Origin of the sequence: Glycomyces sp. MUSA5-2 (assembly GCF_037034145.1) — a bacterium.
Classification (GTDB): domain Bacteria; phylum Actinomycetota; class Actinomycetes; order Mycobacteriales; family Micromonosporaceae; genus Glycomyces; species Glycomyces artemisiae.
On sequence record NZ_JBAGKG010000004.1, the window covers coordinates 296,943 to 315,243 of the forward strand.

Here is an 18,301-nt window from a genome sequence, read left to right on the forward strand (position 1 = left end):
CCTCTGCTCCTCACCTCGAATTCCCACTTATCCTATCGGAGCAATTCGAGCATTGCCGGTTTCCTTGCGGCGCTGCGGTTCCGGACCCAGGCGGCCCGTCAGGACGATCCAGGCGCACAGGACCAGCAGGGGCGCGGCCTGGAGCAGGTTCACCTCCCACGGCGCGAACCCGCCGAGCAGCGGCTCGGAGAACGTGCCGATCACGAGGTTGTTGCCCGCGTGCGCCAGGCTCGGGACCCAGATCGAGCCCGAGCGCAGGAACAGCCACGCCAGGATCACTGCCTGGGCGATGATCTGCGCGGCCCAGGTCGCGAGCGTCAGGCCCGGGGCGTCGCTGCGGGCGTAGTCGGTGAACACCAGCGGCGCATGCCAGGCCGCCCAGATCAGACCCGTGATCAGCGCGGCCGTGAGCGGGCTCCGGCCGACGCGCTGCTGGAGGTAGCTGCGCCAGCCGAACTCCTCGCCCCAGAACACCGGCATCGCCACCACCGGCACCAGGAGCGCGAGCGGCGCGAGGACCGCCCACGGCACGTCCGCGCCGAGCACCGCCTCCGGAACGGCGGCAAGGTCGGGCAGGTCCCCGAACGCGCCCGCCAGCGCGACCGAGGCCGCAAGGACCAGGACCGGGCCGAGCCAGGCGTACAGGTAGTAGCGCCGGGCCGCGCGCAGCCGGAGGCGCTGGCGGGCGTCGGCGAAGCCCTCGCGCGTCACCCAGGCGCGGACGACGAGTGCGGCGACGGCCGGGGCGAACGCGATCGGCAGTTGGAGGAGCGGGTTGACGACGGAGCCGCCCGAGGCGACCACGGCGGCGATGCCGCCCCAGGCCAGACCGAACGAGAGGATCAGGTAGGCCGTGAGGCCCTTCGTGTTGCGTGCCATGGGGACAGCCAACCGCGTCGCGGGCCGCGGGTCACTACGCCGGGGCATCGGATCGGGGTATGCCCAGCCATACCCCGGGCGTATGCCCAGCCCCATTCACCTGCGGCTCCGCCGCGATTACGGTGGACGCCATGAGCAATGACGCGCCCGGGACGGCGCTTGAGGCGATGCGGCTGGCGCGGCTGCCGGTGAGCGGCTGGCCGTGGCGCTCGGCGTGGTACCTGACGGCGACCGCGCCGGTCGCGGCGTTCGCGTTCGGGGTGCTCGGGGTGCCGTGGCTGGTGCTGGTCGTGGGGCTGGTGGGCGGCACCGCCGGGACGGCCGACCTCGTCGTCTCCGGGGTGGTGGGCCTGGTGCTGCTGGCCGGGCTCGGGCCGCTCGTGGGCGGGCCGATCGGCGCGGCCGAGCGGCGGCTCCTGCGCATCGCCGACCGGCGGCCGCTTCCGGCGCGGGCGGCGCGGGTGCGGATGTGGGCGCGGTACGCCGACCAGGGGGCCTGGCGCGAGGCGGCGTACGCGTTCCTGCTGCCGCTGCTGGGCGCCGCGACGCTCGGCGCGGCCGTGTTCGCGCTCATCGCGGTCGTGTTCACCGCGAGCCCGGTGATCCTCGCGCTTCAGGAGCCGGAAGGCGAAGTGGCCCTGGTGTTCGGCACGGTCGTCGACGTCGACGAGACGGCGCCGTTCGCCGTCGCGGGGGTGCTGATGCTCGTCGCGCTGCCGTACCTGGTGACGCTGCTGGCGGGGGTGCGCGCGGCGCTGGCGCGGGCGCTGCTCGCGTCGGGTTCGGAGGCGGCGCTCGCCGCGGAGCTGATCGAGGTGTCCCGGTCGCGCACGAGGCTCGCGGACGCCTTCGAGTCCGAGCGGCGCCGGATCGAGCGGGACCTGCACGACGGCGCGCAGCAGCGGCTGGTGAGCCTCACGCTCAAGCTCGGGCTCGCCCGGCTGGACCTGCCGCCGGACTCGCCCGCGGCGGCCTCGGTCGGCGAGGCCCACGACCAGGCGAAGCACCTCATGGCCGAGCTGCGGGAGCTCATCCACGGCATCCGGCCGCAGATCCTCACCGACCTGGGGCTGGGCGCGGCGCTCGGCGAACTCGCCGACGCCGCCGCGATCCCGGTGGATCTCGATGTGCGCCTTGAGGACCGGCCTTCGGCGCTGGTCGAGACGACCGCGTACTTCACTGCTGCCGAGGCGCTGACGAACGTGATCCGGCATTCCGGCGCCGAGGCCGCGGCGATCAGCACCCGTGTCGAGGACGGCGTGCTCGTCCTCGAAGTGCGCGACGACGGGCGCGGCGGCGCCGACCCCGCGGCCGGGACCGGCCTGACCGGTTTGGCCGACCGGGCGGCGGTCGCCGGTGGGAGGATGCTGCTGTCGAGCCCGGCGGGCGGGCCGACGGTCCTGCGAGTGGAGCTGCCGTGCGAGAAGCCGTAGTCCGAGTGGTCCTCGCCGAGGACGGGGTGCTGCTGCGCGAGGGCCTGACGGGCCTGGTCGAGCGGTTCGGGTTCGCGGTGGCCGCTGCGGTCGGGGACGCCGAGTCGCTGAAGGCGGCCGTCGCCGAGCACCGGCCCGACCTGGTGGTCACCGACATCCGCATGCCGCCTGGGTTCACCGACGAGGGCCTGCGCGCGGCCGTGGAGCTGCGCCGGGCCGACCCGGGCCTGCCGGTGGTGGTCCTCAGCCAGTACGTGCAGCACCGCTACGCGGACGACCTGCTCGACACCGGCGACGGGCGCGGCATCGGGTACCTCCTCAAGGACCGGATCGTGGACGTCGCGGAGTTCGCCGACGCCCTGCGGCGGGTCGCCGCGGGCGGCACGGTCCTCGACCCGCAGGTCATCGCGCAACTCGTGCGCCGCCACCGAGACCCGTTGGGGGCGTTGACGGAACGGGAGCGGGAAGTGCTCGGCCTGATCGCCGAGGGCCGCTCGAACCAGTCGATCGCGCGGGGTCTGTACGTCTCGGAGGCGGCGGTCGGCAAGCACGTCGGCTCGATCCTCGCGAAGCTGGGGCTGCCTCCCGACGAGGACACGAACCGGCGCGTGCTCGCGGTGCTCGCCTACCTCCGGAACTAGTCCCTCACCTCATTTCGCCCAGCGCAGGGCGAGGAGGTCGCGGCGGCGGGCGTGTTCGAGCAGGCCCGCGCGGGTCTCGGCGGACACGGACTCGAACGGGGCCCGGCAGGTGTCCGAGGCGATCACGCCGCCTTCGGCGAGCACGATCTTGGCCGCCCGGAGGCCGCACTGGCGGTTCTCGAACTGGATGAGCGGGAGGGCCGCTTCCCATACGGCCACGGCGTTCTCGCGGTCGCCGTCGAGATGGGCGCGGACCGCGGGCCCGAGCAGGTCGGGCAGGAGCGCGCTGCACATGGTGCCGACCGCGCCCGCGTCGAGGTCGGGGAGGAGGGTCACCGACTCCTCGCCGTCGAACAGGCCGGGCAGGTCCTCCCCCGCGAGCGCGGCGAGGTCGCGGATCTTCTGGGCGGCGCGGGCGACCTCGATCTTGGCGTACTTCACCTGCGGCACGGCCGCGGCGATCCGGGCGAGGAGCGGCGCGGAGAGCGGTGTGGCGCTCATCGGGGCGTCCTGGATCATGATGTCGACGTCGAGGCCGTCGGCGACGCGCTTGAAGTACTCGACCACGTCGTCGTCGTTGCAGCGCACGGTGGTCCCGAAGAACGGCGCCATGAGCATGACCACGGCCGCGCCGCGCTCCTGCGCCTGACGGCTCCGCTCGGCGGCGATCCGGGCGCTGAAGTGGCTGGTGGTGACGGTGACCGGGACGCGCCCCGCGGCGGCGTCGAGGCTGGCCTCAAGGACGTCGAGACGCTCCCTGTCGTCGAGCGAGAACTGCTCCGAGTAGTTGGCGAGGATGCAGACGGCGTCCGATCCGGCGTCGATGAGGAACTCGACGACTCGGCGCTGCCCGTCCAAGTCCAGGGCCTCATCCTGCGTGAACACGGTCGGCGCGACCGGCATCACGCCGGTCAGCGTGGTGGTCATGATGGTTCGTTCCTCCTTGCGTGTGGGCCGGAGTCAATCATGACGGCACCGCGCGGAGGATGACTTTGCCGATGCGGACGATCGTGGCCGAGCGGATGGTGATGCCGTCTTCGACGTCGCGGACCGAGGGGTCGACCCAGACGCCGGTGCTCCGTCGCCAGGGCAGGAGTTCGAGGCGGACGCCGTGCGCCGCAACGGCGTCGCGGTGGGCGCTCAGGTCGAGGTCCCAGACGCGGCCGTGCCAGAAGTGGTCGCTCACGAACGCGTCGCCGATGTACGCGCGGCCGGTGTCGCCGGTCCAGTCGAGCCGCAGCAGGGTCCGGTCGGCGGCGCCGAGGTCGGGGACGGCGAGGTGGACCTGCGCCGCGCCGGAGTAGTCGGTCGGGGCGCTGAGGCGGTTCATGGGGCCGCCGCGGCGGGGCTCGGGGGCGGTCGCGGGACCGGGCTGGTCGACGTCGAGCGGCACGGGGCCGACGCCGGGAGTCGTGATCGTCCAGCGGGTCCACGGGCCCTCGGTACCCGCTGCCTCGACCTGGGCGCCTTCGGCTTCGAGGGCGTCCGGGGCGGGGAGGACCGCGACCGCGACCTCCTCGTGGTCGGTGTGGAGGGCGAGACCGCCGTCCTCGGCGTAGACCGGGGCGTCGGCGAGGACGAGGCGGTCGCGGCCGGCGAGCGGGAGCCGGTAGAGGCGGTTCGCGCTCGCGTCGTCGAGGATCAGGAGGCGGACGCCGTCGAGGTCGATGAGGCAGTCCGGGCCGGGCGCGGCGGGGAGGTCCACGAGGGTGCCGTCGCCGAGGACGATCTCCACCGGGACGCCGTCGGTGGCGGCGAGGACCACGAGGTCGTCGAGGCGGGTGAGCAGTTGCGCTGTGGCGCTGCGGAGTTCGAGGGTGTCGGTGAGCGAGTACCGCAGCGGCCAGACGACCGAGACGCCCGCGGGGAGGTCGATCGGCTTGGTCGGGACGGTGACCTCGGCGTCGTCGAAGCGCACGGTGAACTGGACGCCGGACTGGGCGGCGAGGGGACGCTTGGGCGGCTGGTAGGTGGTGGTGAAGAGGTAGCCGCTGCGGCCGTCGGAGCGCACGGCCCAGCGCAGCTCGTCGGGCCCTTCGTCGCCGCCGCCCACAGTGGAGGCCATGACGGCGATGCGGCGGCCTTCGGCCTGGAGCCAGAGGTGCTGGCGGCGCAGGGCGTGGTGGTGGGGCCGGATCTGGCCGTGCTCGCCGATCGGGGCGTGGAAGTCGTAGCTCAGGGCGGGGACGTCGTTGGGGTAGCCGGTGGCCTGCGACTCCTGTTCGGTCCCATGGGCGCCCGTGCGCTGGGTGCCGCCCGCGTACATGTAGTAGCCCTGCCAGGCCGAGCCGGACCCGATCTTCGCGAGCGCGAGGTTGGCGACGTCCTCGGGTGAGACGAGCGGGCGGCGGTGGTAGGCGACGTGCATGCCGCCGCCGAGTTCGCAGGTGGCGAACGGGGTGCGGTCGTCGTGCTTGAGCGGTTCGGCGGCCTCGGCGGCGATGCCGTCGAGCGCTTCGCGCAGGTCGGCGCCGACGGTGAGGTCGTCGCGGACCTCGGAGTAGCGGAAGTGGAAGGGCGCGAAGGCGGGCCACTCGACGGTCGAGTCCTCCCAGAAGCCCTCGGAGTAGGCGCTGTAGACCGGCAGGAGCGTGTCCGGCACCTGCGCGCCGCCCCAGCCGGTGGCGGTCCAGAACGGCACCCGCAGGCCGAGGTCCTCGGCGATCTCGCGAAGCGTCGCGAGGTGGCCGGGCTGGTCGTACAGCTCGTTGTCGACCTGCGCGCCGACGACCGGCCCGCCTTCGGCGTGGGTGAGCCCGTCGAGCTGGGCGATGATCTGCGCGTAGAGCGGGCGCACGAGCGCGAGGTAGTCGGGGTCGTCGGTGCGGGTCTTGAGGCCGCGTTCGATGAGCCAGTCGGGGAAGCCGCCGTAGCGGTACTCGCCGTGGCCCCACGGTCCCATGCGGACGATCACGTCGAGGCCGTGCGCGGCGGCGAGCTGGATGAACGCGCGCAGGTCGCGGTTGCCGGTCCAGTCGAAGCGGCCCGGTTCGGGTTCGTGCGCGGCCCAGAAGACGTAGGTGGCGACGGAGTCGAGGCCGCCCGCGCGGGCGTGGCCGAGGACCTCGCTCCAGCGTTCGCGGGGGATGCGGGCGTAGTGGATCTCGCCGGTGATCGGGAACCACGGGCGGCCGCCGCGTTCGAACCACCTGCTGGTGACCTCGATCCGGTCCGGCGTGCCGGGGGGCTCGCCGAAGGGCAGGTGGCCGCGCAGGGGCGGCTCCGGGGCGAAGATCCGCAGGTCGTGGGCTTGCTCGTGCATGACGCTCCTTTGCGCGCTTCGTGGTCAGCGTTGCGTGGTGAGGGCGGCGACGGTGCGGGCGTGGCCGTTGAGGGGGTCGCGGGCGAGGACGCGGCGGGCCAGGAAGGCGGCCCGGCCGGTGTCGCCGTCCAGGTGCGCGAGCTGGGCGCGGAGGACGAGCACGCGGGTGTCGTGGTCGGCCTGCACGTCGGCGGTGAACAGGAGCATGGTCGGAAGCGAGGTCGCGAAGTAGTCGATCGTCGCGGTCTCCTGCGCCTGCTCCTCGATGTACTGCGCGAGGTCGTCGCGCAGTGCGGCGGCGCGGTCGTGCTTGCCGAGGCGGCGCAGCGCGGTGACGGCGGCGGCGGTGTGCTCGGAGTGGGCTTTGACCTGCATGCCCTGGAAGTCGCCGTCCTGTGCGGCGGCCTGCTCCCAGGCGGCGCGGGCGGCGAGGTCCTGCCCGGCCGCGGCGAGCGCGTCGCCGAAGGCGAGGTGGAGGTCGGCGGTGTTGGCGAGCGGGTGGCGGGCCTCGCCGAGGCTGCGGGGCGGGTTGAGCGCGGCTTCGGCGTGCACGGCGGCGCGGCCCGGGTCGGTGCGAGCAAGGTGGAGGTGGGCGTCCTCCCAGGCGGCGAGCACCCGGCCTTCGCCGCCTTCCCACGGCTGGAAGTCGCGGCCCGCGAGCACGTCGACTGCGTCGCCCGGTCGTCCGGCGGCGGTGAGGAGTTCGGCGAACTGCACGGTGAGGTCGTCGCGGGTGGCGACGAGGTCGCGGCGGTCGGCAAGGGCGGCAAGGCGTTCGGCGGGGTCGACACCTCGGCGGGCGTCGAGCTGGTCGGCCTCGTAGAGCAGGCGGGCGTCGTCGGGGGCGGCGGCGCGGGCGCGCGCGTACCAGTCGGCGGCGCGCTCGGGGTCGCCTTGGACGTTGTGGGCGGCGACGCCGAGGTTGCGGAGCACCACCGGGTCGCCGGTGCCGACGGCAGCCTCCCAGGCGGTGATCGCTTCGGTGCGGCGGCCCGCGGCGTAGAGGCGGTGCCCGGCGAGCGCGGCCAGGACCGGGTCGTCGGGGCGGTGTCCGCGGAGGCGCGCGAGGGCGTCGTCCTCGGTGTGGGAGGGGAAGCACCAGGTGCGGTCGAGCGCGTGGACCTGTTGCAGCGCATGGTCGGCGGCGGCGGTGTCGCCCCGTTCGAATTCGAGGTCGGCGCGGTGGAGCCAGGCGATGAGGGCGACGTTGACCTGCCCGGGGGCGGGAGTGAGGGACGCGGCCTTCGCGAGGAGGTCGGTCGCGGCCTCGTCGTCGCGGATCGCGCGGTATTCGAGGGCCGTGTCGAGGGCGATCGTGGGGTCGGTGGTGGGTTCGGCGTCGAGTCCGAGGCGGGCGGCGAGGTCGCGGGCCCAGGCGTCGAGCGGGTTGTCGCGCAACGTGTCCGCCGTGATCGCGGCGGCGCCGGTCCGGTCGCCGCGGCGCAGCAGCGCTGCCGCGAGGAGGTTGCCGGCCTGGGTGTGGCGGGGGCGGCGGGCGATGAGGTCGCGCAGCGCCGGTTCGGCGTCGCGGCCCGCGGCGAGGTCGAGGCGGGCGGTGGCGACCGTGGCGGCGTCGGTCCAGGCTTCGTCCCAGAGGGCTTTTCCGAAGGCGGCCTTGGCTTCCTCGTCCTTGCCCTGACGGGCGAGGACGAGGCCGAGGCGGTAGTGGGCCTCGCCGTCGCGGGGGTTGGGGTTGCGGCGGGTGAGGCGTGCGACCGCGGTGCGCAGGTGCGCTTCGGCTTCGGGAAGGCTTCCGGCGCGCATGTGCCGCGTGGCGAGCGCGGTGTTGCAGCGGGCGTCGCCGGGGTCGCGGCGCAGGGCCTCGCGCCAGTAGGGCTCGGGCGGGCGGGTGGCGTGGCGGTACTGGTCGAGGTGGAGGCCGGTGAAGTACAGCTCGTCAGTTGACGGGATCGCTTCGGGCGCAGGCGGTTCGGTCGCGGGCTCGGCGACGGCGGGTTCGGCGGGCTCGGGCCGGGGACGCCAGGACACGAGGGTCGCGCCGCCGTGCTCGACGGCGAGCTCCAGGCCGGTCGCTTCTATCGCCTGGGGCAGATGCAGCTCCTCGACGTGCGGGGCGCCGGGGGCGAGGTCCGCGGCCGTCTCGTGGACGATCCGGTCGCCGTGCCGCAGCACCACCCGGGCGCCGGGGCGCGGGGCGGTGGCCGCCGCGGCGATCCGTACGCGGTCGCCGTCGACGTCGAGGCGCACCGCGGCGTCCAATGTGGCCTGATGGACCGGTCCGGTGTCCTGGATCGGGTACCAGTGCTGGGAGAACGTCCGCGTCTCGCCGGGCCGGAGGAACGCGAAGTCGGGCTGGTTGTCGGTGAAGACCCCGGCCATGAGTTCAACGTAAGGCCCGCCGGTGTCGGTCAGATGCGAGTCCCAGGCCCAGCCGAAGGGCGCGTTGCCCCAGGTCCACTGCTTCTTGCCGGGCGCGGTCCGGTGGTCGGCCCAGTGCACGAACCCCGCGCCCGCGGCGTGGTCGTATCCGCCGAAGAAGTCGTCCTCGGTGCCCAGGCACATGTAGGAGGTGGGGACGGGGATGTTGCGGTACCAGTCGAGCCGGTCGCCGTCGGGGCGCTCGGCCGTGCGCTGCGCCGGGTAGTCGACCCCGTAGTAGCGGCCTTGGGCCGCAGGGAAACTCGTGGTGGCGCGCTTGGCGTGGTCGGCGACGACGCGCACGTCGGTGGGGAAGAACGACTGGTAGTCGTCGTGTACCTCGGCCGCGACATTGGCCCACCACAGGAACGTCTGCACCTCGTCGGTGCGGTTGACGAGGTGGCCGCGCAGCTCGATCAGGGCGCTGCCGGGCCGCAGCCGGATGCCGTGCATGCCCTGCATGCGCGCGAACGGGTCGTGGTCGGAGCACCAGACCGTGACCGCGCCGTCCTCCTCGTGCTCGATGAGGGCCTCGGTCGGCAGGTGCGTCGCGGGCCGGTGGTGCTGGGGCCAGTTGAACTCGACGCCGCCGGAGAGCCACGGCCCCGCGAGCCCGACGAGCGCGGGCTTGACGACCTCGTTGCGGTAGAAGAAGTCGTAGCCGCGGGTCTTGTCGTACCCGACGTGGATGCGCCCGCCCAGCTCCGGCAGGACCATGAGCCGCACGTACTCGTTCTCCAGGTGCACCGCGTCCCATTCGCGCGGGGCCTTCTCGCGCTCGATCGCGTCGATGAACGGCAGCGGGTACACCGCGCCCGAGGAGCCCTGGTAGACGCGCTGGTCGAGGTAGGCCGGGTAGCGGTCCGGCGCGGCGGGCGCGTACGTGTCGATCGCGACCGCCTCCCGCCAGGCGCGCACGGGCAGGTCGGCGAGCTCGGCGGGGGCGTCGGGCAGCACGATCTTGGACGCTTCGGTCGACATGGTTCGAGCGTATGGACCCTTGACATCGAAGTCGATGGTCATTTCACTGGAGGACATGGACGAACCGACGACCGTCACCGATGCCGACGGGGTCCGCGAGGGCTTCGCGGGCCAGCGCATGCTGGTCGTCCCCCGCTCCATCGCCGACCGGGCGCTGCGGCACCCGGTGACCGGGAAGCTCCTGGTCACCGACGCCGGGTACTTCCCCCACGCGGCCCGGCACGGCCGCTCCCGACCGCGCGGCGCGCCCCAGCAGATCCTCCTGGTCTGCACCGACGGCGAGGGCTGGTGCCGCTCCGAGGGCGCCGAGTTCGCGGTGTCGCGCGGCGGCGCGGTCCTCCTGCCCGCCGACCGTCCTCATGCCTACGGCGCCTCCGAGACCGACCCGTGGACGCTCTGGTGGTTCCACTTCACCGGCTCGGACGCCGCCGACCTCGTCAAGAGCGCACACGCCGCCGCGGACGGCCGGGTCACCCACCTGCGCGACCCCGCGCCCGTGGCGAGCCTGGTGTCGCAGGTGATCGACGCCCTCGACTCAGGACTCACCCTCTCCTCGCTCATCCGCGCTTCCGGCGCCGCCTGGCATGCGATCGCCGAGGTCATCGCGACCGGGCGCCGCAACCCGGGGCCGACGCTCAACCCGCTCGAACGGGCCGTGGACCACCTGCGCGCCACGGCGCCGAACCGCACCTCGGTGACGGCGCTGGCCTCGATGGTCGGCCTCAGTGCTTCACAGCTGACGTCGCTGTTCCGCGACAACCTCGGCGTCTCGCCCCTCCAGTTCCAGGTGAACCTGCGCATGACCCGCGCCCGCGAGCTCCTCGACGGCTCCGACCTCCCCATCGCCGCAGTCGCCCGCGAAGCCGGGTTCGACGACCCGATGTACTTCTCGCGCCAGTTCACCCGCGTCCACGGCACGACCCCGACCGCCTACCGGAGCCGCCCGCTCGGCACCTGACCTCAGCCGAGGCGGGATTCTGCCAGGGCGAGGTGCCATTCGATCGTCTCGGGCGGCGCGGCGCGGAGTGCGCGGTCGAGGTGGTGGAGCAGCCATTGGGCCCAGTAGCGGCGGAGGACGTCCGCGGGGAGGCGTTCGGCGAGGATCTCGTCGAGGCGGTGGGCCGCCGCGGTCTCGACGGGGTCGGGGTCGGGCGACTGGACGAACCATTCGCGGTCGAAGCGGGTCTGGACGAGCGCGAAGTGGCGGTCGCCGCGGTAGGCGCCCAGGTTCCAGTCCACTGCTGCGGTCGCGGTGCCGTGCTCGTCGAAGAGGACGTTCGCTCCGGACAGGTCGACGTGGACGAGGTCGGTCCCCGATTCGGGCGGTGCGCTCTCGGTGGCGCGGACGATCAGGTCGAGCACGCGGCGGCCGCGGGGGCCGTGTTCGGCGAGGGCCGCGTGGCGAGGATCGTGAGCGCCGTTGCGGGACAAGGGCGGCGGCGGGATGTCGGGCCGGTCCGCGAGCGCGTCGGCGAACCGGTCGTTGACGTCGACGATCGCTTCCATCCGCGCGGGGCTCAGCGGCTGCGGCGGTGCGCTCGGGAGCCGCTCCTGGACGAAGTAGACGCCGTCGCCGAGGCGCACGGCCGGCTCGTGCCGCGGCACCGGGAGACCGCGGTCCCTGACATAGGTCAGTACGTCGACGGTGCGGTCGGCCTCGTCGGCGGGACCGGTGAAGCGGGTGATCACGGCCGGTCGACCGTCGGGCCATTCGGCGTAGATCGCACCGCCGAGCTTGCCGAACAGGGCTCGGCCGGTCGCCGTCAGTCCAGCGTCCGTGGCGCGGTTGATCGCCTCGACGACTTGGAGGTCGTGCGCGCGGTTCACGTCGGTCGGCCGCCGATGATGACGGTGGCCGGGTGGCCGTTGACGAGGATGCCGTGGGCGGCGTTCAGGGCGAAGCCCGCTTTCTCCAGGGCCGCTTCGGCGACGGGGGCGATCCGGCGTGCGGTGAGGAGCACGAGCCTGCCGGTGTCGGTGCGCAGCACTCGGTCGAAGGACTGCGCCATTCGGTCGAGGAATTCGGAGACCGGCAATGCGAGTTCCTCGAATTCGCCCCAGGGCGGATCGGTGACGATGACGTCGACGCTGCGGTCTTCGATCGAGGGGAGTTCGAGTGCGTCGTCGGCGAGGAATTCGATCGCGCGGCCGTCCCTAAGGCGGTCGGTGAATTCGCCGCGCAGCAGTTGCAATGCGGTATCGGAATAGACGATGCGCTGCGCCGGGAATGCCAGTCGGGCCTCGACGAACGAGCCCGATCCGGCGAAGGGGTCCAGGAACACGTCGCCGGGCTCGGGCCGGGAGGCCGCGACGAGCATCGCGGAGAGCTCGTGGGAGATCGCGCCGCGGGCCTTCGCGGGGAGTTTCGGGCGGTTGTGCCTGCGGCAGAACATGAACCGGTCGTACTCGGTGCGTCCGACGATCCAGTACTCCTCGCCGGCGCCGCTGGGCGCGACGCGCTGCCCGGAGGCGTACGAGACGGCGGATTCGAGGCGGCGCCGGGCGCGGGCGCCGATGCCGACCAGTTCGCCGTCCACATGGAACATGAGCCGGAACGTGCGGGCACTGCTGTCGAGCCGGTCCTCGGCGATGAAGTCGGCGATGTCCAGGGCCGCCGTTTCGAGTCGCTCCCGGGGCACGTCGGCGATCACGGAAAAGGAGTTCTTCGCGAAGGGAATGCGCTCGATGTCCTCGGGCGCGGAATCGGCGTCGAACACCATGGCGCTGTCGTCGGCATAGGCGACGTCCACCCCGGTCGCATAGGAGCCGAGGGATTCCTCTACCAGTCCGCCGGTCCCGGCAGGGAACTGAATGTAATAGCGCACCGGTGGATCGTACAGGCCGCGAACGTGAACCGGCTCAATAGCGCTCGCCGGGCGGGACGATGCCCGTGCGGCCCTCCCACGAGCCGTGCTCGGCGAGCGGGCGGAAGCGGAGGGTGGTGAACTCGCGGTGGAAGTCGCGGCGCTCGCGCTCGGCCATGGCCTCGTGGTGGAGCCGGGCGGCCGGGCCGTCGTCGCGGCCGAAGACCATGCCGGTCATGGCGCGGGCGCTGGTCCACACGGAGAAGGTGACGACGGTGCGCGGCGGCCGCATCGCGGCGAGCGCGAGCGTCGTCTCGGGGTGGTCGCGGACCTGGCGTTCGACGGGCCTGCCCCAGTGGAGGAAGCGCGGCAGCTCCGGGAGGCGCATGCGCGCGAGCGTCACGGCGACGACGGGTTCGGCCGGGTCGGTGCGGCCCGTGTCCGCGGGGAGGTGGTCGAAGGCGCGGACCGCGCCCCAGCGGCGCAGGTAGGCGAGCCGCACGTGCCAGCCGGTCGCGAGCGCCCGGCCGAGCGGATGCCCCGAGAGGAACGCGTCGAGCGCCGCTTCGTCGGTCCACTCGGCGAAGACGGCGAGGTGGCGCAGCCGCAGGCGGTGGCGGGAGACGACCAGGGCGCCGAGCCGCATCCCGGCGAGGACCTCGACGCGGTCCAGGCCCGGCGCCGCGGGCCGCCGCGCGAACGCGCCGAGGGCCGTGCGGAGGGGGACGCGGGCGAGGTGGAACGAGTGGATGCTCATGTATGCATTGAAGCCCGTGCGTTCAACGCGGGCTGAATACTGGTCGGGACGGAAGGAGTCGCAGTCGTGGGGATCATCGGGGTGACCGGGGCGAGCGGGCAGCTGGGGTCGAGGGTGGCGCGGCTGCTCGCCGAGCGCGGGGCCGCGCAGCGGCTGGTGGTGCGGGACGCGTCGCGGGCGCCGGACATCGCGGGCGCGGAGGTCGCGGTCGCGTCGTTCGAGGACGGGGCGGCGCTGCGGGAGGCGCTGACCGGGGTGGACACGCTGTTCCTGGTGTCCGCGCACGAGAGCGAGGACCGGATGCCCGAGCACCGCAGCGCCGTGGCGGCCGCGGTCGCGGCGGGGGTCGAGCGGGTCGTCTACACCTCCTTCATGGGCGCGTCGCCGCTCGCGACGTTCACGTTCGCGCGGGAGCACTCGCTCACCGAGCAGCTCATCATCGGGTCGGGGCTGCGGCTCACGGCGCTGCGGAACGCGCTGTACGCGGACATGCTGCCGCTCTTCGTGCAGGACGGGGAGATCCGCGGCCCGGCCGGGAACGGCAGGGTCGCGTGGGTCGCCCGGCACGACGTGGCGCGGCTTGCGGCGGAGGTGCTCACCGATGCGGCCCATGCCGACCGGATCTACGACGTGTCCGGCCCCGAGCCGCTGACCTTGGAGGAGTCGGCGCGGATTCTCGGCCGGGTCGTCGGCACCGACATCAGGTACGTGGCCGAGACCGACGAGGAGGCCCGCGCCTCCCGTGCCGGGGCCGAGGAGTGGCAGATCGCCGGGTGGGCCGGGTCGTACAAGGCCGTTGCGACCGGCGAGACCTCGGTGACCAGCCATACGATCGAGCACGTCACGGGGCGGCGCCCTTGGACGCTGGAGGAGTTCCTGCGAGCCGAGCCCGACTCGTGGCGGCATCTCGTCTGAGCCTCAGCGCCGGGCCTCGTGGCAGCGGAAGACGAGGCGCATGCGGACCGTGCCGTCGGTGCGGGTGAGCGGCCCGAACAGCTCGTGGAACGCGGATTCGACTGCGGCGCGCCCGGAATGGCGCACCGCGGCCGCGACGGGGCCCGCCGGGAGCTGGGCCGCGACGGCGTCCGCGATCGACGTGTAGTCGACGTCGAAGGCGATGTGGAACGTGGCGGCCTCCGTGAATCCGGCGTCGAGGAGGGCTTCGGCCGCGGCGTCCGGGTCGGTGAGGTCGAAGGGGCCGGGGACTTCGCCGCGGGCGGCGAGCGGATTGATGAGCGCGGCGCTCCGGGCCTGGTCGGGCCCCGCGCCGACCGTGAGCACCGCCCGGCCGCCTTCGGCCGTCACGCGGGCGAGTTCGGCGAGCGCGCGGCGCGGATCGGCGGCGTAGTGGACCGAGTTGAAGGCCGTCACGGTGTCGAAGCCGTTGTCGGGGAACGGCATCCGGGCGAGGTCGCCGAGGACGTAGCGGGGCCCGGGGCGTTCGGCGCGGGCGTACTCGATGAGGCCGGCGGCGGCGTCGAGGCCGGTCACGTCGGTTCCGGTGCGGGCGGCGAGACTCGCGAACAGGCCCGCGCCGCACCCGGCGTCGAGGTGCCGCGTGCCGGGTTCCGGTTGCAGGCGTTGGAGGATGCGCTCGTAGAGCGGCAGGATGCGGCCTTCGGCGGTGCGGGCCCATGCCTGCGGGTCGCTGCTCCAGAGCTCGCCTTGGACTGCGGCGTTCGATGCGGTGTCGGACATGGCCCGACCGTACGGCCGCGGTCCGGCGCCCGTCTTGTACGAACCGGGCGCATGTTCCGGGCCGAGCCCATGGGGCGATGAATCCGGGGCGGCCGCCTCGTCTCAACCTGTAGCGCTGGCGCTCGGCCTGCGCACGAGGCGGAACGGAGCGGGCATGACCAAGGTGCAGAGCCACATGACGATGTCGCTGGACGGGTTCATCGCGCAGCCCGACGACCAGGTCGGCGAGCTGTTCGAGTGGTACGAGGCCGGAGACGTGACGGTGCCCAGCGCGAACGAGCGCGTCGAGTTCCGGGTCGACGCCGCAAGCGCGCCGATCCTGAAGGAGCTGACCGAGCACTGCGGCGCGATCGTCGCGGGTCGGCGGCTGTTCGACATGACCGGCGGCTGGGGCGACAGCCATCCCGCGGGCGCGCCCGTCGTGGTCGTCTCGCACACGGTGCCCGAGGACGCCGCGGAGCGGTGGCCGCGGACCGTGTTCGTCGACGGCGTCGCCGCTGCCATCGAGCGGGCGCAGCAGATCGCCGGGGAGCGGGACGTGACGATCGCCAGCGCCACCATCACGCAGCAGGCGCTGGCGCTCGGGCTGGTCGACGAGGTGTGCGTGAGCCTGGTGCCGGTGCTGTTCGGCGAGGGCGTGCCGTACTTCGCGGCCTTCGACACCGGGCATCTGCTGCTGGAGGACCCGGAGGTGGTCCAGGGCAAGCGCGCCGTGCACCTGCGGTACCCGGTGCGGCGGGGCTGAACTCCGGCCGCTTGTGACCGATCCTCGGGCTTACCGGTCGGCCGGGTGGCGCCGTGCGACGCGCGCCATAGGATGGGCGCATGAAGATCTGGATCGCTCATGAAGCGGGGCTGGCGCACCTCGGAGTCCTCCCCGACGGTGCCGAGGTCGAGGTCTGGGACGGCGGCGAGTTCCCCTCCGACCCGGCCGACGTGAAGCTGCTGGTCGCCGGGGGCGGCGGCGTGGACGAGGACAAGCTCAAGGCGATGACGGGGCTCGCCGCGGTGCAGATCCTCAGCGCCGGGGCCGAGAAGTGGATTCCGATCATGCCCGAGGGGGTCGCGCTGTGCGACAACCGGGGCGCGCACACCGAGACGACCGCGGAGTGGATCCAGGCGGCGACGCTCGCGTCGATCCGCCGGTTCGACGCGTTCGCGCGGCACCAGGCGGCCCGCGAGTGGGCGGCCGGCTTCACCGGGACGCTCACGGGCGCGACGGCGCTCATCGTGGGCGCCGGGTCGATCGGCGAGTCCGTGGCGCGGCGGTTCGCGGCGGGCGGCGTGGACGTCGTGAAGATCGCCCGCACCGCGCGGCCGGGCGTCGGGACCATCGAGGACCTGCCCGACCTGCTGCCGAAGGCCGACGTCGTGGTCATCATCGTGCCGCTGACACCCGAGACCGAGAAGCTCGTGGACGCCGCGTTCCTCGCGCGCATGAAGGACGGCGCGCTCCTGGTCAACGCCGCGCGCGGCCGGGTCGTGGACACCGACGCGCTGACGGCGGAGGTCCGCACGGGCCGGATCCGGTGCGCCCTCGACGTGACCGAGCCCGAGCCGCTGCCCGCGGACCACGAGCTGTGGGGCCTCGAAGGCGCGCTCATCACCCCGCACGTGGGCGGCGCGGTCGACGGGTTCATCGGCCGGGTCTATCCGCCGGTCGGCGACCAAATCCGCCGGTTCGCCGCTGGCGAGCCGCTCGCCAACACCGTGGTGAACGGCTACTGACCGGGCTCCGTCCCAGGGCCTGGTCTAGGCGGTGCCGAAGCGCGCGGCCGCGCGCGCCTTGGCCTTCGCGGCCTCCTCCTCCCTGTCGCGGGGCGGCGCCGCCGTCACGAGGGAGTCCAGCAGCTCCCTGGTGGCGGCGGCGACCGCCTCGACGGCTTTGTCGAAGGCCTCCTGATTGGCCTTCGACGGCTTCGTCGACCCGCTGAGCTTGCGCACGTACTGGAGCGCCGCGGCGGCGACCTCCTCATCGGTGGCGACGGGGTCGAGGTTGAACAGCGTCTGAATGCTTCGGCACATGCCCCAACCCTGACACGCCCCACCGACAGCCCGCAGCCGCGCGCCCGGAGTCAGGAGCGCGCGGCCCGTCCGCGTCCGGACGCCGTGCTCAGTGGTCGTCCGCGGTGAGCGCCGCCTCCACGTGCGCCTCGCCGGGCTCGGAGAGGGTGAGGTCGACGCTGCGGCCCGCGGCGGTGATGCGGTAGTCGCCGAGGAAGCCGGTGAAGCGCACGCGGCCGTCGGCGTCGGTGGCGAGGGTGGTCGGCGGGGTGCCCCACTCGTCGTTGACGAGGTGGTGGAGGCGGTCGTAGGAGGGCTTGGGGGTGCCGTCGGCGCGCACGAAGCCGCCGGGGGCGCCGAGCCACATGCCCGCGTCGTTCATGCCCCAGTAGGTGATCGCCTCGACGGAGGGGTGGGCCACGAGCGTGCGGTAGTGGCGTTCGATCTCGTCGGCTTGGCGCGCTTCGCCTTCGGGGGTGGAGGGCCAGGAGTCGACCTGGTGGTCGTTGAGGTCCTCGATGTGCGGGGGCATGAGCTCGCCGGAGAGGATGGTGGTCTCGGTGAAGTGGATGGGGAGGCCGTAGCGGGAGAAGCGGTCGAGGATCGCCTGGGTCTTCTCCTCGCCCCAGTAGCCCTGGTGCATGTGGCTCTGGAGGCCGAGCACGTCGATCTGGACGCCCGCTTCGAGGACGCCCTCGATGAGGCACTCGTAGGCCGCGGACATGTCGAAGTCGTTGAGCAGCAGGGTCGCGGACGGGTTCGCCTCGCGGGCGGCGTCGAAGACCATGCGCACCATGGGGATGCGGCCGATGTCGCGGCACAGGCGGGTGATGCCGTTGTCGTACTTGTCGAAGATCGGCATGATGACGACCTCGTTGATGACGTCCCACATGTCGATCGCGCCCGCGAAGCCGCTCACCTCGCGCGTGATGCGGTCGACCTGGGCGCGGGCGATCTCCTCGTTGTCGAGGTCGAGGAGCCAGTCCGCGGTGACGGTGTGCCAGGCGAGGGGGTGGCCCTTGACGGGGTGGCCGCGGTCGGCGAACCAGCGGGCGGCCTTGAGGAGGCGCTCGGTGTCGGGGTTGCCGCGCTCGGGTTCGAAACGGCCCCAGTAGAACGGGAGCGTCGCGAAGTTGAACAGGCCCTCCCACAGCTCGGCGTTGCGGGCGGCGCGCTCGGCGTCGGCGGCGGTGCCGTTCGCGTGGCCGACGAGGTCGAACCCGGTGCACCCGAAGAGGAAGCGGTGCCGGGTCTGCTCGACGACGACCTCGCTTCCGGCGAGGGGCGCGCCGTCGAGGGTGAGCGTGACGACGGCGTCCGCGGTCCGGTGGGCGAGCGTTCCGGAAGTTTCTGACATTACAGCGCTGCTTTCCATGGAATTTTCGGTGCAACCGTATTCCAGCAGGCTCGCGCCGCCACGTCAAGGGCCCGCCCTGATGCACAGGACGGGCCCTCGGGTGATC

General features: G+C 73.2%; 16 protein-coding genes. 6 read left to right on the forward strand and 10 right to left on the reverse strand.

All coding sequences use genetic code 11. The features are described 5' to 3' along the window. Positions 1–27 precede the first annotated feature (27 nt). Entirely contained in the window at positions 28–879 is an 852-nt protein-coding gene (locus tag WA640_RS15065; RefSeq protein ID WP_335988674.1) for a CPBP family intramembrane glutamic endopeptidase, read from the reverse strand. Between the two features lie 131 nt (positions 880–1,010). On the opposite strand from WA640_RS15065, the gene WA640_RS15070 reads away from it, so the two are divergent. After that, positions 1,011–2,312, forward strand: coding sequence for a sensor histidine kinase (locus tag WA640_RS15070; protein ID WP_335988675.1), 1,302 nt, complete (start codon positions 1,011–1,013; stop codon positions 2,310–2,312). After that, positions 2,297–2,953 (forward strand): response regulator transcription factor, encoded by a 657-nt coding sequence (locus tag WA640_RS15075; RefSeq protein WP_335988676.1) that lies wholly within the window; start codon positions 2,297–2,299, stop codon positions 2,951–2,953. The genes WA640_RS15070 and WA640_RS15075 overlap by 16 nt, the downstream gene beginning before the upstream one ends. A gap of 9 nt (positions 2,954–2,962) precedes the next feature. Here the strand turns inward: WA640_RS15075 and WA640_RS15080 are convergent, their stop codons facing one another. From WA640_RS15080 to WA640_RS15090, 3 genes are read right to left on the reverse strand one after another with little or no spacing between them, the layout of a single operon-like run. After that, complete coding sequence (locus WA640_RS15080) at positions 2,963–3,880, reverse strand: dihydrodipicolinate synthase family protein (RefSeq protein WP_335988677.1); 918 nt, start codon at positions 3,878–3,880, stop codon at positions 2,963–2,965. 37 nt (positions 3,881–3,917) lie between these two features. After that, positions 3,918–6,215, reverse strand: a complete 2,298-nt coding sequence (locus WA640_RS15085; RefSeq protein WP_335988678.1) for a beta-galactosidase — start codon at positions 6,213–6,215, stop codon at positions 3,918–3,920. Between the two features lie 24 nt (positions 6,216–6,239). Next, the gene (locus WA640_RS15090) at positions 6,240–9,575 is read right to left on the reverse strand and encodes a DUF5107 domain-containing protein (protein WP_335988680.1); all 3,336 of its coding nucleotides are present in this window, start codon (positions 9,573–9,575) and stop codon (positions 6,240–6,242) included. A 55-nt stretch (positions 9,576–9,630) separates the two neighbouring features. Between WA640_RS15090 and WA640_RS15095 the strand changes: the two genes are divergently transcribed. Next, entirely contained in the window at positions 9,631–10,533 is a 903-nt protein-coding gene (locus WA640_RS15095) for an AraC family transcriptional regulator (RefSeq protein WP_335988681.1), read from the forward strand. Positions 10,534–10,535: 2 nt separating this feature from the next. Here WA640_RS15095 and WA640_RS15100 read toward each other — a convergent pair whose 3' ends face one another. From WA640_RS15100 to WA640_RS15110, 3 genes are read right to left on the reverse strand one after another with little or no spacing between them, the layout of a single operon-like run. Further along, the gene (locus WA640_RS15100) at positions 10,536–11,402 is read right to left on the reverse strand and encodes a phosphotransferase (RefSeq protein ID WP_335988682.1); all 867 of its coding nucleotides are present in this window, start codon (positions 11,400–11,402) and stop codon (positions 10,536–10,538) included. Then, positions 11,399–12,400: a TRM11 family SAM-dependent methyltransferase gene (locus tag WA640_RS15105; protein WP_335988683.1), complete on the reverse strand. Its 1,002-nt coding sequence runs from the start codon at positions 12,398–12,400 to the stop codon at positions 11,399–11,401. The genes WA640_RS15100 and WA640_RS15105 overlap by 4 nt, the downstream gene beginning before the upstream one ends. 34 nt (positions 12,401–12,434) lie before the next feature. Beyond that, positions 12,435–13,136 (reverse strand): hypothetical protein, encoded by a 702-nt coding sequence (locus tag WA640_RS15110; RefSeq protein ID WP_335988684.1) that lies wholly within the window; start codon positions 13,134–13,136, stop codon positions 12,435–12,437. A 66-nt stretch (positions 13,137–13,202) separates the two neighbouring features. Here WA640_RS15110 and WA640_RS15115 point away from each other — a divergent pair, with 66 nt between their 5' ends. Beyond that, positions 13,203–14,051 carry an SDR family oxidoreductase gene (locus WA640_RS15115; protein ID WP_335988685.1) on the forward strand — a complete coding sequence of 283 codons (849 nt, stop codon included), beginning with the start codon at positions 13,203–13,205 and terminating at the stop codon, positions 14,049–14,051. 3 nt (positions 14,052–14,054) lie between these two features. Here WA640_RS15115 and WA640_RS15120 read toward each other — a convergent pair whose 3' ends face one another. Beyond that, the gene (locus tag WA640_RS15120) at positions 14,055–14,834 is read right to left on the reverse strand and encodes a class I SAM-dependent methyltransferase (protein ID WP_335988686.1); all 780 of its coding nucleotides are present in this window, start codon (positions 14,832–14,834) and stop codon (positions 14,055–14,057) included. A gap of 154 nt (positions 14,835–14,988) precedes the next feature. On the opposite strand from WA640_RS15120, the gene WA640_RS15125 reads away from it, so the two are divergent. Together WA640_RS15125 and WA640_RS15130 are read left to right on the forward strand one after the other, a co-directional pair. Next, positions 14,989–15,579, forward strand: coding sequence for a dihydrofolate reductase family protein (locus tag WA640_RS15125; RefSeq protein ID WP_335988687.1), 591 nt, complete (start codon positions 14,989–14,991; stop codon positions 15,577–15,579). 80 nt (positions 15,580–15,659) lie between these two features. Further along, entirely contained in the window at positions 15,660–16,562 is a 903-nt protein-coding gene (locus WA640_RS15130) for a 2-hydroxyacid dehydrogenase (RefSeq protein ID WP_335988688.1), read from the forward strand. 24 nt (positions 16,563–16,586) lie between these two features. On the opposite strand, the gene WA640_RS15135 is transcribed toward WA640_RS15130, so the two are convergent. Continuing rightward, the gene (locus WA640_RS15135; protein ID WP_106365337.1) at positions 16,587–16,859 is read right to left on the reverse strand and encodes a DUF2277 domain-containing protein; all 273 of its coding nucleotides are present in this window, start codon (positions 16,857–16,859) and stop codon (positions 16,587–16,589) included. A gap of 88 nt (positions 16,860–16,947) precedes the next feature. Continuing rightward, a complete protein-coding gene (locus WA640_RS15140) occupies positions 16,948–18,195 on the reverse strand; it encodes an endo-1,4-beta-xylanase (protein ID WP_335988689.1) in 1,248 nt (415 codons plus the stop codon). Between the last annotated feature and the right edge of the window lie 106 nt (positions 18,196–18,301).